At 70.0% G+C, this 16,114-nt stretch carries 14 protein-coding genes; 6 read left to right on the top strand and 8 right to left on the bottom strand.

Features of this window, described 5'->3' with window-relative positions; genetic code table 11:
• Nucleotides 1-586: 586 nt before the first annotated feature.
• Entirely contained in the window at nt 587-1,327 is a 741-nt protein-coding gene (locus OG588_RS29065) for a VOC family protein (protein WP_405949861.1), read from the bottom strand.
• A 188-nt stretch (nt 1,328-1,515) separates the two neighbouring features.
• On the opposite strand from OG588_RS29065, the gene OG588_RS29060 reads away from it, so the two are divergent.
• Together OG588_RS29060 and OG588_RS29055 are read left to right on the top strand one after the other, a co-directional pair.
• Complete coding sequence (locus tag OG588_RS29060) at nt 1,516-2,124, top strand: TetR/AcrR family transcriptional regulator (protein WP_405949860.1); 609 nt, start codon at nt 1,516-1,518, stop codon at nt 2,122-2,124.
• Nucleotides 2,125-2,189: 65 nt separating this feature from the next.
• A complete protein-coding gene (locus OG588_RS29055; RefSeq protein ID WP_405949859.1) occupies nt 2,190-3,143 on the top strand; it encodes a transglutaminase family protein in 954 nt (317 codons plus the stop codon).
• On the opposite strand, the gene OG588_RS29050 is transcribed toward OG588_RS29055, so the two are convergent.
• On the bottom strand, nt 3,140-4,399 hold the full coding sequence (locus OG588_RS29050; RefSeq protein ID WP_365988556.1) for a PucR family transcriptional regulator: 1,260 nt from the start codon (nt 4,397-4,399) through the stop codon (nt 3,140-3,142). The genes OG588_RS29055 and OG588_RS29050 overlap by 4 nt on opposite strands.
• Nucleotides 4,400-4,499: 100 nt before the next feature.
• Here OG588_RS29050 and OG588_RS29045 point away from each other — a divergent pair, with 100 nt between their 5' ends.
• From OG588_RS29045 to OG588_RS29030, 4 genes are all read left to right on the top strand, one after another.
• Nucleotides 4,500-4,958, top strand: a complete 459-nt coding sequence (locus tag OG588_RS29045) for a nucleoside deaminase (RefSeq protein WP_019061264.1) — start codon at nt 4,500-4,502, stop codon at nt 4,956-4,958.
• Nucleotides 4,951-5,928, top strand: coding sequence for an isopenicillin N synthase family dioxygenase (locus OG588_RS29040; RefSeq protein WP_405949858.1), 978 nt, complete (start codon nt 4,951-4,953; stop codon nt 5,926-5,928). Before OG588_RS29045 ends, OG588_RS29040 begins: the two co-directional genes overlap by 8 nt.
• A 148-nt stretch (nt 5,929-6,076) precedes the next feature.
• Nucleotides 6,077-8,221: a hypothetical protein gene (locus tag OG588_RS29035; RefSeq protein WP_405949857.1), complete on the top strand. Its 2,145-nt coding sequence runs from the start codon at nt 6,077-6,079 to the stop codon at nt 8,219-8,221.
• Nucleotides 8,218-9,759: a hypothetical protein gene (locus OG588_RS29030; protein ID WP_405949856.1), complete on the top strand. Its 1,542-nt coding sequence runs from the start codon at nt 8,218-8,220 to the stop codon at nt 9,757-9,759. The genes OG588_RS29035 and OG588_RS29030 overlap by 4 nt, the downstream gene beginning before the upstream one ends.
• Before the next feature lie 37 nt (nt 9,760-9,796).
• Here the strand turns inward: OG588_RS29030 and OG588_RS29025 are convergent, their stop codons facing one another.
• The 6 genes from OG588_RS29025 to OG588_RS29000 form a co-directional block, all read right to left on the bottom strand.
• Nucleotides 9,797-10,756: a CU044_5270 family protein gene (locus tag OG588_RS29025; RefSeq protein WP_405949855.1), complete on the bottom strand. Its 960-nt coding sequence runs from the start codon at nt 10,754-10,756 to the stop codon at nt 9,797-9,799.
• Nucleotides 10,753-11,373: an RNA polymerase sigma factor gene (locus OG588_RS29020; RefSeq protein ID WP_405949854.1), complete on the bottom strand. Its 621-nt coding sequence runs from the start codon at nt 11,371-11,373 to the stop codon at nt 10,753-10,755. The genes OG588_RS29025 and OG588_RS29020 overlap by 4 nt, the downstream gene beginning before the upstream one ends.
• A gap of 98 nt (nt 11,374-11,471) precedes the next feature.
• Entirely contained in the window at nt 11,472-12,590 is a 1,119-nt protein-coding gene (gene ccsB, locus OG588_RS29015) for a c-type cytochrome biogenesis protein CcsB (protein WP_360073214.1), read from the bottom strand.
• A complete protein-coding gene (locus OG588_RS29010; RefSeq protein WP_405949853.1) occupies nt 12,587-14,722 on the bottom strand; it encodes a cytochrome c biogenesis protein ResB in 2,136 nt (711 codons plus the stop codon). Before OG588_RS29010 ends, ccsB begins: the two co-directional genes overlap by 4 nt.
• Nucleotides 14,723-14,725: 3 nt before the next feature.
• On the bottom strand, nt 14,726-15,493 hold the full coding sequence (locus tag OG588_RS29005; protein WP_405949852.1) for a cytochrome c biogenesis CcdA family protein: 768 nt from the start codon (nt 15,491-15,493) through the stop codon (nt 14,726-14,728).
• A 6-nt stretch (nt 15,494-15,499) separates the two neighbouring features.
• Nucleotides 15,500-16,102 (bottom strand): TlpA family protein disulfide reductase, encoded by a 603-nt coding sequence (locus OG588_RS29000; RefSeq protein ID WP_405949851.1) that lies wholly within the window; start codon nt 16,100-16,102, stop codon nt 15,500-15,502.
• Nucleotides 16,103-16,114: the final 12 nt, after the last annotated feature.

Raw genomic sequence — 16,114 nt, 5'->3', positions numbered from 1 at the left:
GGGGGAAGGCTGCGAGCCGACTCTGGGTGACGCCCCGGGCGATGACCACCCCCGTCCGCCGATCGCCCCCCGGGTACCCACCCCGCAGAAGTGTGACACTTAACGGGAAAGTGTCACACTTCTCCAACCCACCTCCCCCCTCCCCCTCCCCCTCCCCCTCCCCCTCCCACCCGCCGTTGGCCGCTGAGCCGACCCGGCGTGCTGGCGAGACGCGACCGCGCATCCCTCACCCCGGCCCACGACGCAGTACGGGCAGGGAATGCAGACCTCGGGTCTCTCCCACCGGCAGGTAGCCGCTGAGCCAGCCCGGCGTGCTGGCGAGGCGCGAGCGCGTCCCCTCGCACCGGCCGACAACGCAGTACAGGTAAGGGGATGTGTGCCTGGCCACCCGTTCCTCCGGGCCGCTCGCTCGCTTCTCAAACGGGCTGGAGCGGGCCGAGTCAAGGGTGGAGCGGAGCGGAATCGGCGCAGCCGACGCGACCGCAGGGAGCGCCCTTTACTCGGGCCGTGGAAGCCCGACACTGGCCAAGAAGCGAGTGGCCCAACGGCAACATTCCAACTGCCGGGACACCAACAAGGCCCCGCCTCAGGACAGAGCAAGGACGCAGAACTCGTGCCCTTCCGGATCCGTCAAACACGTCCACGAGACATCACCCTGGCCTACGTCGAGGTCGGAGGCGCCGAGGCCCCGAAGCCGTTCCACCTCCGCCGCCTTGTCATCACCGGGATACGGCAACAGGTCGAGGTGGATACGGTCCGGCACGGTTTTCGGGTCAGGCACGCGGAGGAATTCCAGGTACGGCCCAACACCCTCGGCCGAGCGCAACGACGCCTGGTCGTCGGAGACTTCAAGCACAGCCCAGTCCATCGCCCCGCCCCAGAACCGGGCCATCGCTCGCGGATCCACACAGTCGACGACCACTGCGGCGATCGGCCCGGTGTCGCGGTAGATCTCCCGAGGTTCCAGCACGCAGAACTCGTTGCCCTCCGGATCGGCGAGGACCGTCCACGGCACATCGCCCTGGCCCACGTCGACGGGCGTCGCACCCAGGGACCGTAGGCGCGTGATCAGCTCCGCCTGGTGGGTCGTAGACGCGGTGGCGAGGTCGAGGTGAAGGCGGTTCTTCGTCGGCGGCTTGGGGTGCGGGACGGGGATGAGGTCGATGCCCAGGCCGAGCGGTTCGGGCCAGACGAGGCCGCCGCCGGGGCCGACGTAGGTCGTCACGCCGGGGCTGAGCACGCCCCAGCCGAGCGCCTCCCCCCAGAACCGGCCGAGCCCCGAACAGTCAACAGCCTTGATATTCACCTGAACAGGACGCAGCGCCATGCCGCCGATCCTATGCACCACCCACACTCAGCCCGCCGGACCCACGGCCATCCGTATCCCCCGAGACGGACGGACGCGGGCCCGGCTACCACCAAGTCTGGACCGGCGGATGGTCACACCGGAAGAGGTTTCCAGAAATCTGCTCTAGAAATTCACTCTAGAACCGAGTTCCCAATACGCTGTCCCGCATGAGCCCCAAGCAACACCGCGGCGAGGTCACCGCAGACCTGCTCCTCGACGCCGCGCTGCGCCTGTTCGCGGAGCAGGGCGAACAGGGCCTCACCGTCAACGCCGTGACCAAGGCCAGCGGTGTCAGCCTCGGCAGCCTGTACCACCACTTCGGCAGTCTGGACGGTCTGTTCGACGCGCTGGCGCAGCGCTGGCTGAGCCGGCTGCTGAGCGAGTTGATCACCGCGCTCCAGGCGACCCGCACCGCCCGCACCGGCATCCGCGCGATCGTACGGACACATCTGACCTTCGTCCGCGAACACCGGGACGCCGCCCTGCTGTTGCACTCCGCCAGAACCGACCAGCGGAACATGATCCAGGCCAGAGAACTCCGCGACTCCCAGGAGGCCAGGCTCTCGGTGTTCGCCACCTGGGTCCAAACCCACGTCGATTCAGGTGAGTTGGCTCCGCTGCCACTCCCCCTGCTGGAGACCCTCGTCCTGGGCCCACTGGTCGGCGTGGTCCGCCGCTGGCTCTCCGGTATCGACGACATCGAACTCGACCTAGACGAGGCCGCCCGCATCCTCCCGGAACGGATCTGGCGATCGGTCGCAGCGGACTCGAAGTGAAGTAACTACTGAAGTACCCCCGGGCTATGGACAATTCAGGGCGAATTTTGACACGGTCAGGTGTCATGCCCCTCACCGCAGACCTCAGCACAGACCTTGCCTTCTACGCCGCCCAGAGCCCGTACTCCGACCCCGGCGCCCTCGCCCACCACTACGCCGACCTCCCGCGCGACCCCGCCCAACTCGCCCGCATCACCCGTGACTTGCTCATCCACCGCCTGGAAGACGCCTTCTACGACCACACCCACCCCACCGACCGCCTCCACGACGACGCCGAGACCCGCTACATCGACGACACCCTGCGGATCCTCGTCGCCCGCAACCCCGCCCCGCTCACCCTGCGGCGCGCACCCGGCGACCGGTTCGTCGGAGTGTGCCGGGACTTCTCGCTGTTGCACTGCTCGTTCCTGCGGCACCTCGGCATCCCCGCCCGTATCCGCTCCGGCTTCGCCGACTACTTCAACTCGCCCGACACCGACGCCTCCCAGCTCTTCCACGGCGATCATGTCGTCACCGAGTACTGGGCCGGCGACCGCGGCTGGCTCCTCGCCGACTCCCAGCTCACCGACTCCACCGTCACCGACCACTGGAACGTCGACTTCGACCCGATGGACGTACCGCGCGAGCGTTTCCTCGTCGCCGGCGAGGCCTGGCAGGCCATCCGCACCGGCGGCGCCGACCCGACGACCTTCGGCCTGCACCGGCCGGAGGAGGGCCCGTTCTGGGGCGAACGATTCGTCGCGGGCAACATCCGCCTCGACCTCGCCGCCCTGAACAAGGTGGAGACCCTGTTGTGGGACGTGTGGAGCGAGGACGAGGGCAAGCCCGGGGAGCCGTTGCCCGAGGCCTCACGCGCGTTCTACGACCGTGTCGCCCCGGTCGTCAGCGGCGAGGTCGCCTTCGACGCCGTACGGAAACTGTTCACCGAGGACGACACCCTGCGCACCCCGCCCACCGTGACCTGCTACGCCCCCTTCAACGGGCCCAGCCAAGTCACCCTGCGCCAGGCCGACTTCTAGGCCACCGTCCGCAACCCCCGCACCTGAGCCGCCCCCATCCCCCGCACCACCCGATGTGCGCACACCGCCGCCAGCAACTCCCCCAGCAGATCCGGGTCGTCGATCTCCAGGCCGAGCAACGACTCGATACGTTCAAGGCGTTGGTAGAGGGACTGGCGGCCGATGTGCAGGAGGGCTGCCGTCCGCGTGGGCGAGCAGCCGTGCCGCAGATGCACTTCCAGCGTCCGTACCAGGTCGCTCGGGTGGGCCGCCTCCCACGCCAGCAGCGGACCCAACGCGTGCTGCACCAGTCGCGCCAACCGGTCCCGGTTCGCGTCGACACCGCCCCGCGTCAGCTCCCGTTCCAGGGCCAGCGCTCGTGCCGACGTCACCAACGGGCCCTCGGGGGCGGCAGGTTCGGCCGCCGGGACCGTCAGGGCGAGTTCCAGGGTCGTACGGGCCGCCCGTAGCGTGTCGCTCCAGCGCAGCCAGCCGCTGCCGGTGTCAACCGCGTGGCCGACCGCCACCGTCAGGCCGGGGTCGGCCGCCGTACGGAAGGCCTCCTGGACCGCGCGGATGGGGTCGCCGGAGACGGAGCCGGGGAGGGCCAGCAGGGCCAGTACGTCGCCCGGGAACGCCGCCCGCAGCACGCTCGCGCCGCCCAGCAGCCGTACCGCCCGGTCCACGGCCGTCACGTCCCGAGCGCCGTGCACGGAGACCCCGATCAGGCGGGCGCCCGGACCGGGGTGGAAGCCGGCCAGGGCCGATCGGGCCTCGACCTCTGGCTGGTTCAGCGCGGCGCGGTCGGCGAGGTCGGCCAGGAGGGCTGCCGTGTGGTCGTCGCCCCACGGGCGTACGACCGAGCGGCCCGACAGGCCCCGGGCCACGATCGCCCGGTTGGCGGCCTCGGTGATCCGTACGAAGGGGACGACCCGGTGGAGGGCCAGGAGGGGAAGGCCCAGGCGGCGGGCCTCGTCCGTGACCTCCGGGGGCATGGTGGGGAGGGAGCGGCCGATCTCCACCGCCAGGCCGGAGGCACCCCGGGCCGCCAGCTCGCGGACGTAGCGGCGGCGGATCTCGGCGTCCGTGTCGGTGAGGCCGAAGCCGTTGGTGAGGAGGAGTTCGCCGCCGTCGAGGAAGTTCGCGCCCTCGTAGACCTCGCTGGAGTGGACCCAGCGCACGGGGCGGTCGAGCGCGGCCTCCCCGGCCAGCAGTTCGGGCTCGGTGGCACGGACCGGGTCGAGGGTCAGGACCTCACGGAGGGTGAGTGCGGGCACGGGAACCTCCAGAGGCGCGGACAGTTCGTCCGGGTACGGGTTGCGGGGAGAGTACTTTCCGCACGTTGCCCTCGTGTTTCGCCCACTGGAGAGTGAAGACATGAAGCCTTTGGATCAGGCACAGGCGAGCGCCTGGCTCGCCACCGCCGTCGCGGAGGCCCGCGCCGGGCTCGGCGAGGGCGGCATCCCGATCGGCGCCGCGCTCTACGGCGCCGACGGCACCCTGCTCGGGCGCGGCCACAACCGGCGCGTCCAGGACGACGACCCCTCGATGCACGCGGAGACGGCCGCGTTCAAGGCGGCGGGGCGGCAGCGGTCGTATCGAGGGACGACCATGGTCACGACCCTCTCGCCCTGCTGGTATTGCAGTGGGCTGGTGCGGCAGTTCGGTATCTCGCGGGTTGTGGTCGGCGAGGCCGCCACTTTCCACGGCGGGCACGACTGGCTCGCCGAGCACGGTGTGGAGATCGTCCTCCTCGACGATCCCGAGTGCACCTCGCTGATGCGCGACTTCATCAAGAACAACCCGGCACTCTGGAACGAGGACATCGGTGACTGAGCCCCAGACCAAACCCCGCATCCCGACCATCGATCTCGGGCCCTGGATCGACGGGGATGAGGAGACGCGCAAGAACATCGCCCGTACCGTCGACGACGCCCTCCAGACCGCCGGGTTCCTGCTCGTCACCGGGCATGGGGTCGACCCGAGTCTCCGGTCCCGGATCCGGGAGGCCGCCCGCGCCTTCTTCGCCCTCCCCGTCGATGTGAAAGAGGCCTACTCCGCCAAGGTCGGCGGGCGCGGCTGGCTCGGGCCCGGTGCCGAGGCCAACGGGTACTCGGAGGGGACCGAGACCCCGCCCGATCTGAAGGAGTCGCTGACCTTCGCCACGCACCGGCCCTTCGAGGACCCGGAGATCAACGCCGAGTGGTACGCGCCCAATGTGTGGCCGACGGAGATCCCGGGGCTCCAGGCGCTCTGCGAGGAGTACCTCGACCGGATGGGCGAGCTGGAGAAGCAGCTGCTGTCGCTGCTCGGGGTCGCCCTCGGGCTCGAAGCCGACTTCTTCTCCCAGCACATGGACCACCCGACGTACGGGTTCAACATCAACTGGTACCCGGGGGTCGAGGTCGTCGGGGAGCCGGAGCCGGGGCAGTTCCGGATCGGGCCGCACACCGACTTCGGGACCGTGACCATCCTCGACCGGCAGGCCGGGAAGGGGGGACTGCAGGTCTTCACCGACGAGGGCGGGTGGGAGGACGCGCCGTTCGACCCGGCGGCGTTCACCATCAACATCGGTGATCTGATGGCCCGTTGGACCGGGGACCGGTGGCGGTCCGGGCGGCACCGGGTGCTGCCGCCGCCCGCCGACTCGCCGGCGGAGGAGCTGATGTCGCTCGTCTACTTCGGCGAGTGCACACCCGGCACGCTCGTGGAGTCCCTGCCCGCGCCGGTCGGACGGGTGGCGTACGACGCCGTCGACTCGCATGTCTATCTGCGGGAGAAGCTGGACTCGATCACCGTCGACTGACCGTCGACTGACCCAAGAGTCCGGACGCGTTCCGACATTTTCGTAACTCAACGGACACCACGCGATCTGGTCCGAAACAACTCCCCCTATTTACCCTGGTGTTGATAGACAGGTTCCGGTGCCAGGCGACCGCTCAGGGGGAGATGCGGTGGGTAGAGGGCTGCATGGACGCGGGGCGCTGTTCGAGGCACAGCCGCCCGGTCTCGCCTCGCGCCTGATCGGCCTGCGCCCGTACGAGCTGCTCACCTCGCCGTACGAACACCCGGAACCGCCCTTCGTGGTGCTCGCGGGCGCGCGCGGACTCGGCAAGAGCATGGCGCTGGCCGAGTTGCGGAGCGCGTACCGCGGGCACACGCCGGTCGCGCTGATCGACTGCGAGGCCGACCGGCTCACCCGGCTGCCGGACGGGCGGCCCGCCGCGACCTGGTCGCCGGTGTGGCAGGCGCTGGCGTCCATCGCGGAGCAGCTGCGGGAGCCGGTGGTGCACGGGGCCGGGAGCATCGACTTCCCGCGGCTCGAAGCCGGGCTGCTCGCCGTGTGCGCGACCGGCTGGGGTGCTCAGGACGAGGACAGCGCCCGCGAGGAGGCCCGGCGCATCCTGCTGCTGAGCGACCCGGCCCGGCGCTGGGCGGTGATCGCGCAGGGCTGGGCCGGGAAAGTTGCCTCCCGGCTCATCGCCAACCTTTCCGGTACGGGGCCGGTGGGCCAGGCCGTCATCGAGGCGACCCTGGACACCCTCTTCGAGCTGGTGTGGACGCCGAACGGGCTGCTGAAGGCGGGCGCCGACTGGTACCGCGCCTACCCGGGTGCGAGCGGTGACGCCAAGCGCGGGCTGATCGAGATCGCCCGGGACTTCCGCGCCGACGGCACCTCCCGCGCGGACGCCGAACGCTGGCTGCTGCGCGCCCTGTTGGCCGATCTGAGCGACACCTACCGGCGCCGGTGGGAGCGAATGCGCCGGGTCGGGCGGCCCGTCGTCCTCGTCGACAACGTGCAGTCGGGGCCTGGTCCGGGGCTGATGAAGGCCGTACTGAAGGAACGTGCCGACGGAGTCGGGGACCAGGTCGTCTTCTTCGCCGCTCTGCGCGGCCACCGTCACCCCGAACTGCCGGACGCCGTACGGCATCCGCTGCCGGAGATGGCCCGCGCGAGCGGGTGGGTGCCGGGGGCCTCGCCCTCGTCCCGGGCGCTGTTGGTGACGTTGCCGGCGCTGACTCCCGAGGAGGCGCGGCGCGTCATCGCCGACGTCTGTGCCACCGACACCGACACCGACGGCGCTACGCGTGTCGAGGTGCCGCCCCAACTGCCGTACGCCATCCACCGTTTGACGGCCGGCAGTCCGTTGGGGGCCGCAATGCTCGGGCAGGCCGTACGGCAGAACCGGCCCGTGGGGGCGGTCAGTCCGGGTGAGTTGCTGACCGCCGGGATCGAGCGGGAGGGGGACGCGGAGCGCGATCGGCGGCCCGTGTACCGGGAGTTGCTCGACCGGCTGGTGCCGCCGGGGCTCGCGGAAGAGCTGGCCGTGCTCGCCACCGCGCACGACGGGGACTCGGCGCGGGCGCTGGCCGAGGCCCGGCTCGGGGACAGTTTCGGGGCGGCCGGGGTGAACCGGCTGCGCACCCAGATCACCGCGGAGGGACTGCCCCCGGCCGAGGGCTACTTCGTCGGCGACCCCTTCCTGCGCACCCTGCTCCTGCTCCGCCTGCACCTCGACGACGCCGACCACGGCCGCTGGCGTGCCGTCCACCGCTCACTCCTCTCGCACTACGACGGCCTGCCCGGCAACCCGGACACCCCGGCCCGCGCCCGCTACCGCCTGCACCACGAACTCGCCCTGGGCGACACAGCGGACGCGGTCGCGTATCTGCGCAACACCTTCCGCACCATCACGCCGTACGCCTGGCTGGAGACACTGCTGTTCGTCACCGCCGCGCCCTACTACCACGCGCACGATCCGCACGGCCGGGACATCGGCGCGCCCGGCGACCACCGCAAGGCCGTCGCGCTCGCCCGCACGGACGCCGAGGAGGACCCGCCGCCCGGCGTGGACCCGGCCCTGCATCTGACGGTACGGCGGCTGCTGCACGCGGTGTGGCAGGTGACGGATCCGCTGGTGCTGCCGGACGAGGAGGTCGCGGGCCGGATGCACTTCGATCTGGAGCAGTTGTCGAACATCTGGCCCGCGGGCAGCGAGCCGCTGTGGCGGGCCGCCCAGCAGTGGCCCGAACAGGCCCTGGCCGGGCGCCCGTTGCGGGTGCCGGGCGGCGACGACCGAGACGGGGGCGGGCGATGAGAGCGTGGCTGCACGAACTGGTCCAGCGGATCAGGACGCTCCCGATCTACCGCTACACGGCCCTCGTGCTCGCCGCCGCGCTGGTCTTCGGGCTGGTCCAGCTGACCCGCACCCTTCTGCACGACGACCGTTCCTGCGCGGCCGGGGTCGCCCGGCCCGAGGACAGTAGCGAGTGCGTGGGGGTGTCGACCTCTTCGTTCAACTTCGGGCAGCGCCAATTCGCCGACACCATCAGGGCGATGGACCGCGAGAACCGCTCGCTGAAGGCCGGCACGTACGTCACCGTCGCGCTCTTCGAGCCGTTCACCGCGACCGACGCCGACACCATGAACGACGTGGGGCACGAGCTGCAGGGCGCCTATCTCGCCCAGTACCAGGCCAACCACGACGACAACGGCGAGACCCCGTACATCCGGCTCGTGCTCGCCAACCCCGGTGCCACGGGCGCCTATTGGGAGCGGACCGTCGACCGGATAGTGACGATGACGACGTCGTCCGACCGGCTGCGCGCGGTCACCGGCATAGGGACCAGCAGCGACAACAACAAGAAGGCCGTGGCGGAGCTGACCCGGCGCGGTGTCCCGGTGGTCGGTACCTCCATCACCGCCGACGACCTCGCCAACGGGCAGCAGGGCAAGGACCCTTACCCCGGTCTCGCCCGCGTCTCCCCCACCAACACCGACGAGGCGCACGCGCTGGCCGCCTTCGCCAAGGTGACGGCGGACCGGGCCCTGCTGGTCTACGACAAGCCCGGCGACCCGTACACGAAGACGCTCCAACAGGCCTTCGCCGGACTGCTCAAGGGCTCGCCGTACGGCTCCTGGCCGTTCACCCCGCCCGCCGACCGCAGCCAGGAGGGCAGCACGCCCAACACCTTCCGGCAGATCACCGACCTCGTCTGCGACACGGACGCCAAGCTGAACACCGTGTTCTTCGCCGGACGGCACACCCAACTCCGGCAGTTCATCAACGCGTTGGGCCGCCGTGGCTGCCAGTCCCGCACGTTCACCGTGCTCACCGGCGACGAGGGCTCGTACCTCACCGGCGACAAGAAGCTCGACCGCAGCGCCCTCCAGCACGGCGTCTCCGTCCGCTACACGGCCCTCGCCCACCCCGACGCCTGGGTCAACAAGCCCCCGGCGACGGGTGGTTCGGCCCAGGACACCCAGGACCTGAAGAAGCTGGTGGCCACCGCCAGGACCTCCCCCGTCGGCCCGATCGGCCCGGCCTCCCTCGACGACGGCCAGGCGATCATCGCCTACGACGCGATGCGCCTCACCGTCCACGGCATCCGCGAGGCCACCCCCGACCAGCAGAAGATCCCGCCCCTGGCCGACGTCGGCCTCCAATGGCCGCAGGTGAAGGGGTCGTTGAGGGTGAACGGGGCGAGCGGCTGGATCTGCCTGGACGTCCACGGCAACCCGTACGACAAGGCCGTACCGATAGTGGAACTCACCCCGAAGGGCACCGCCCGCTTCGTGAAGATCGCCTGGCCGGAGAACCGGCCTCCGGGGAAGGAGTGCCTGCCTCCGGCCTGAGCACCGCGGTTTCCTACGGCCTCAACACCCCTGTTTCCTACGGCCGTTCGCCCGCCTTGTCGACGATCGCCCGGCGCAGGACGGCGGTGTTCGCCGTGACCGTGCCCTTCTTCACGCCCGCGTTGTCCTTGGTGGCCACCTCGCGCTCGCCGAGGAACTCGTAGGTCTTCGCGTCGAAGATCCACTCGTCCCGGAGCGGGTTGTAGGGGTCGGTCCGGGCGATGGCGACACCGGGGCGCCCGGTGGCGTCCTTCACCCCCTCGACCGTCGCCACTCCGGGAATCCTGGCCACCGCCCGGAACAGCGCCGCGCTCTGCTTCGGCGGCACGACGGAATCGCGGAGGAGATCGCCGACCAGCACGAACATGGCCTGGTTCTTGTCATCACCGCCGTACTTCGGGGCGGTCGTGGCCAGGTAGTCGTACATCGCGTCGGCGTCGGTGGGCAGCGTCTTCACGTGGTTGTAGAAGGACGAGACGTCCCAGCCGGCCTTGCCCGGCTTCACGTCGACCGGGACGGAGTGTGACCCCATGCCCGCCTGCCGCACCAGCCCGACGTGCAGGCCGTCCACCGACATCCACACCTCCTGCCGGTGCAGCGGATCGATCGTGGCCTTCGTCCCCTCCCCGTCGTGCCCGTACGACACCTGGCTCTCCACGTACACGAACTGGTCGTCGCGGACCGTGCCGTAGGACTTCTCGTGCTCGGCCGCGAGCGCGATGTCCTCCAGGAGCGCGGCCGTCGACTTCCGGGGCGGCTTCGCGGGCGGCGTCGGCGAGGAGCCGGACGAAGGCAGGACCACGAAGGCGACGGCCGCGGCGGTGGCGACGGCGGTCGCCGCGATCGCGGGCCGCAGCCACTTGTTCCGCCGGGGCGCGGGCGCGCCCTCCTGGACAGCTGCAGCCTCGTGCCGGATCTCGGTCATCAGATGCTCCTTGAGGAGTCGGTGACGGCCCGGCGGAAGGTCTCTCTCGGGGAGTTCCGGGAGCTGGTTCATCGCTTGTCCTCCCTCAGGGGCCCGACCGCACTGCCGCGGTCACCTTTCATCTGTCCGCCCCTCGGGGGGAGTTCCGTACTTTTGAGATATTTCGCGAGCTTTGCGCGCGCCCGCGAGAGCCGCGACCGTACGGTCCCCACGGGCACCCCGAGCGCCTCGGCGGCGGCCTGGTAGTCGAGCCCGGACCACACGCACAGGGCGAGCACCTCGCGTTCGGCACGGCGCAGGGTGGCCAACGCGGTGCGTACGAGGGCGAGTTCGGCCCGGTCGTCGAGGCGGGTGGCGACCTCGTCGGCGAAGTCGCGCTCGACCTCGTCACGGGGCAGCCGGGAGAGCGCCGCCGCGTGTCTTCGGGCGGCGCGGCGGCTGTTGCGCGTGACGTTGGTGGCGATGCCGAGCAGCCAGGGCCGTAGCGAACCGCCCTCCTCGTCGACCTTGCCGCGCAGGCGCCAGGCGTCCAGGAAGGTCAGCGACACGATGTCCTCGGCCTGCGCCCAGTCCCCCGTGAGCCGGAAGGCATGGTTGTAGACGGAGCGTGCGTACGCGTCGAAGAGCTCGCCGAAGGCGTTGTGATCCCCCGCGCGGATGCGTTTCCTCAACCGCAGATTCGTATCCACACCCCTTTACCTGTCCGGACGACGAAGGCCGGTTCCGGTGACCCATGTCACACGGAACCGGCCTCTGCCGTAAGGGAGTTGCGGCTTCGGGATACGGCTTACACGCCGGCGTAGGAGTGCTTGCCGCCGACGAAGATGTTGACGCCGTAGTAGTTGAAGATCCAGCAGCCGAAGGCGATCAGGGCCAGGTAGGCGGCCTTGCGGCCCTTCCAGCCGGCCGTGGCGCGGGCGTGCAGGTAGCAGGCGTAGGCGACCCAGGTGATGAACGCCCAGGTCTCCTTCGGGTCCCAGCCCCAGTAGCGGCCCCAGGCCGACTCGGCCCAGATCGAGCCCGCGATGATCGTGAACGTCCACAGCGGGAAGACGGCCGCGTTGACGCGGTAGGAGAACTTGTCGAGGTTCGCCGAGGCGGGCAGCCGCTCCATCACCGAGGTGGAGAAGGCGCCGGGCTTGCCGCCGTTCGCGAGCTTGCTCTCGTACGAGTCCTTGAAGAGGTAGAGCAGCGTGCCGACGGCGCCCACGTAGAAGACCGCGCCGCAGATGATCGCGGTCGAGACGTGGATGTACAGCCAGTACGAGTGGAGGGCGGGAACCAATTGGTCGCTGGCGGTGTACAAGACGGTGACGGCGATGCCGAGATCGAGGAGGACCGTCGTGACCAGGAACAGGCCGAGCCAGCGCACGTTCTTCTTGAGCAGCAGCAGCGTCAGATACACGCCGACGGCGACCGTGGAGAAGGTGATGTTGAACTCGTACATGTTGCCCCAGGGCGCCCGCTCCACCGAGGCCGCGCGGGCGATGACGCCGCTCAGCTCGATGAGGAACGCGAGCACCGTGAGGGACACGGCGATACGGCCGTAGAGGTCGCCCTGTTCGTCCCCGCCGTGCGCACCGGGACCGTCCGGCACGTCACGCGAGCCGGACGCGGCCCGGACGACGACCTTCGGCCGCTCCAGCACGGCGGTGCCGCCGGCGTTCTGCACGGTGACGGCGGGCGCGTCCGCCTTCTTCGCCGCGGCACCGGTCAGCGCGGCGGCCGTACGGCCGATCTTGCTGCGGCTGCCGAAGGTCCATTCGGCGATGTACGCGAAGAAGGCCAGGGTGTAGACGGCCATCGACGAGTAGATCAGCGTGTTGCTGAGGTTGGCCAGGTGCTCGTTGGTGGCAGCGGCCAGATTGGTCACGGAGGCGATGTCGGTTGCGGCGGCGAGAGTCACTTCTCAGCCCCTTCGGCGGGTACGGGCGGTTCGACGCCGGAGTCGGAGTCGTGGGTGTCGGCGTCGGAGTTGGGGGTGTTCGGGTCGTCGGCGGGGGGGTTCGGGGCGTTGGCTGGCCGCGAGGCGTCGGCGGTCGTCGAGACGTCGGCCGTCTTCGGGGCATCGGCGGCCTTCGGGCCGTCAGCCGTCTTCGGGCTGTCGTCGGTCGTCGAGGCATCGGCGGCCCTCGACTCATCGCCGGGCTGCGAGACGTCTGCCGTCTTCGAGGCATCGGCGGGGGTCTTCGGGCCGTCGGCGGTCGCCGAGACGTCGGCAGTCTCCGTGGCGTTGGCCAGCTTCGGGGCATCGCCGGTCTTCGAGACGTCGGCCGCCTTCGAGGCATCGGCGGGCTGCGAGGCGTCGGCCGGCTTCGTCGGGGCCCGGTCGTGTACCAGTGCGGCCAGGTCGCCGAGTTCCTCGGGGAGTTTCGCGGACTCGCTGCGGCCGAGGCCGGCCATCTCGACGACCGTCACTCCGTCAGCGCCGCGCGTAGCCCGCACCCAGACGCGGCGGCGCTGGATGAACAGGGAGCCGGCCAGGCCGAGGATCGCGGTGAGCGCGCCGGCCAGGGCCCAGGTGGTGCCGGGCTGCTGGACGACCTGGAAGCCCGCCCACTCCTTGATCTGCTTGTCGAAGGTGATCGACCCGGCCCCGTTCGGCAGCTTCATCGTCTCGCCGGGCAGCAGCTGGGCCTTGAGGATCTTGCCCTTGGAGTCCTTGTACTGCTTCAGGTTCTTGGTCTCCAGCTGGTACACGTTCTGCGGGATGCCCGAGTTGACGCCCAGATCACCGTGGTAGCCGGTCACGTTGAGCACCGGGTAGTCGAGCCCGGGGTACTGGGAGAACATCGTGCCGCTGCCCTTGGCGTACGTCGGCACGAACAGGGCGGCGAAACCGAGCTGTTCGGCGACGCCCTGGGCGTTCTTGTAACCGTCGAGGACCTTGATCGCACCCTGCGAGGTGACGTTGGAGTCGATCGGCAGCATCGGTACGGCCTGGTGGAAGACCACGTTGCCCTTGCCGTCCCGGACGGTGACGACCGGGGCGTAGCCGTGGCTGACGAGGTAGACCTTCGAGTCGCCGATCTCCAGCGGCTCGTTGACCTTGATGGTGTGCTTCTCGGACTTGCCGTAGGCGCCGAGGCTGTAGGTGATGTCGGCCTGGAAGGTGCTCGGGGTGCCGCGGTTGGGGCCGGTGCGCTCGTACGTGCCGATGAAGTTCTTCAGGTTGAAGCTGAAGGGCACGAGGTCGTCGTCGCTGAAGAGGTTGCCGGACTTGAAGTCGTCGTACTGGGTGAGGGTGTTGGAGAAGCCGTCGCCCTCGACGATCAGCTTGTCGCCCTCGGACTTGAAGAGCTGGCCCCAGGCGAAGGCGATCAGCATCACGATCAGCGCGAGGTGGAAGAGGAGGTTGCCGGTCTCGCGGAGATAGCCCTTCTCGGCGGCTACGGCGTCCCCGGCGATGTGGGCGCGGAAGCGGCGCTTCTTCAGGGTCGCGAGGGCGACTTCGCGGACCTGCTCGGGCTCGGCGGCGGTGCGCCAAGTGGCGTACGCGGGAAGGCGGTTGAGCCGCTTGGGCGCGCCCGGCGGGCGGCCGCGGAGCTGGCCGACGAACTGCCAGGTGCGCGGGATGATGCAGCCGATGAGGGAGACGAAGAGGAGGACGTAGATCGCGCCGAACCAGGCCGAGCCGTAGACGTGGAAGAGGCCGAGCTTCTGGTAGATCGGGCCGAGCGTCTTGTGCGCGTCCTGGAACTCGGAGACCTTCAGCGCGTCGGTGCCGGACTGCGGGATCAGGGAGCCGGGGACCGCGCCGAGCGACAGCAGGAACAGCAGCATCAGCGCGACCCGCATCGAGGTCAGCTGGCGCCAGAACCAGCGCGCCCAGCCGAGCACTTCACGGCCGGTCCAGGCGAGCCGGCCGGTGAGGCCGGGGGCGCGGTTGCCGCCGAAGGAGCCGGGCATGGCCGTCTCGACGGGGGCCGTGGAGAGCTGGGAGCCTGCGGCGCCGAGGTCCTGGTCGTCGCCGGAGGAGTCGGCCCGGGGCGAGTCGGCGGGCGTCTCGGCGGGCGAGTCGGCGGTCGTCTTGCTCATCGATCAGATCCCTACAGTGAAGCCGTCGGACCAGCCCTGCATGTCCTGCACCAGCGCGTCCCAGGCGCCGGTGAGCAGCAGCACGCCGGTCACGATCATCATGGTGCCGCCGACGCGCATCACCCAGACGTAGTGGCGCTTGACCCAGCCGAAGGCGCCGAGGGCCTTGCGGAACGCGACCGCGGTGAGGACGAAGGGGACACCCAGGCCGAGACAGTACGCGACGGTCAGTATGGCGCCGCGTCCGGCACCCGCCTGGGTCATGGAGAGCGCCTGCACGGACGCGAGGGTCGGACCGACGCACGGCGTCCAGCCGATGCCGAACAGCGCGCCCAGCAGCGGAGCCCCTATCAACCCGGTCGTCGGCCGCTTGTGGAAGCGGAACTCACGCTGGGTCAGCCAGGGCATCATCCCCATGAAGAACACACCCATGAGGATCATGAGCACGCCCAGCGTCTTGGACAGGACGTCCTGGTTCTCCTGCAGCGTCTGCCCGAAGTAGCCGAACAGCGCCCCGCCGGACACGAACACAGCGGTGAAGCCAAGGACGAAGAGGGAGGCGCCGGCGACCATCCGGCCCCGCCGGGCGTCGCCCAGGTCGGTGCCGCTGACCCCGGTGACATAGGAGAGGTAGCCGGGAACGAGCGGGAGGACGCACGGCGAGAAGAAGGAGACGAGCCCACCGAGTACGGCGATCGGCAGGGCGAGCAACAGGGCCCCGCTGAAGACCGTCTGGTTCTGGCCCGGCAGGGCGGCGGCGGCGAGCAGCACGTCAGCTCACTTCTCCGCGATGACCGGGTCGAGCATCTCGCGCAGCTTCTCCTCGCTGAGTGCCTGGAGTGCGCGCGCCGCGATCTTGCCGTCCCGGTCGATGACGATCGTGGAGGGGATGGCCTGCGGGTTGAGGGTGCCCTTCTTGAAGCGGAGCATCAGCCGGCCCGTCGGGTCGTAGAGACTCGGGTACGGGACCTGGTACTTCTTCTCGAACGCCACGGCCGGGTCGGTGCTGGTGTCACGGGTGTTGAGGCCGACGAACTGGACGTCCTTGTCCGCGGTGGCCTTGGCGACCTGGACCAGGTTGTCCGCCTCGGCGCGGCACGGGGAGCACCAGGAGCCCCACACGTTGACGACGAGGACCTTGCCCTTGTAGTCGGCGGTGTTGAGGGTCTTGCCGTCGATGGTCTTGCCGGACAGGTCGGGGGCGGCCTGGCGGTCGCCCTTCTTGACGGTCGCGATGCCGTCGGAGCCGGTGATGAAGTTGGTGTTGCCCGAACCTCCGGAGGTGCCTCCGGAACTGCACGCGGACAGCACCAACGCGGCGACGGCAACACCGGCGGTCGACAGGACGGCGCGGCTACGGGCGCGACTGGCGGCACTCATGTGAAAAGTTTC

Source organism: Streptomyces prunicolor (assembly GCF_045162825.1).
GTDB classification, from domain to species: domain Bacteria; phylum Actinomycetota; class Actinomycetes; order Streptomycetales; family Streptomycetaceae; genus Streptomyces; species Streptomyces prunicolor.
Note: the sequence above shows the minus strand (reverse complement) of the source record. Positions and strands in the feature narration are given on the sequence as shown.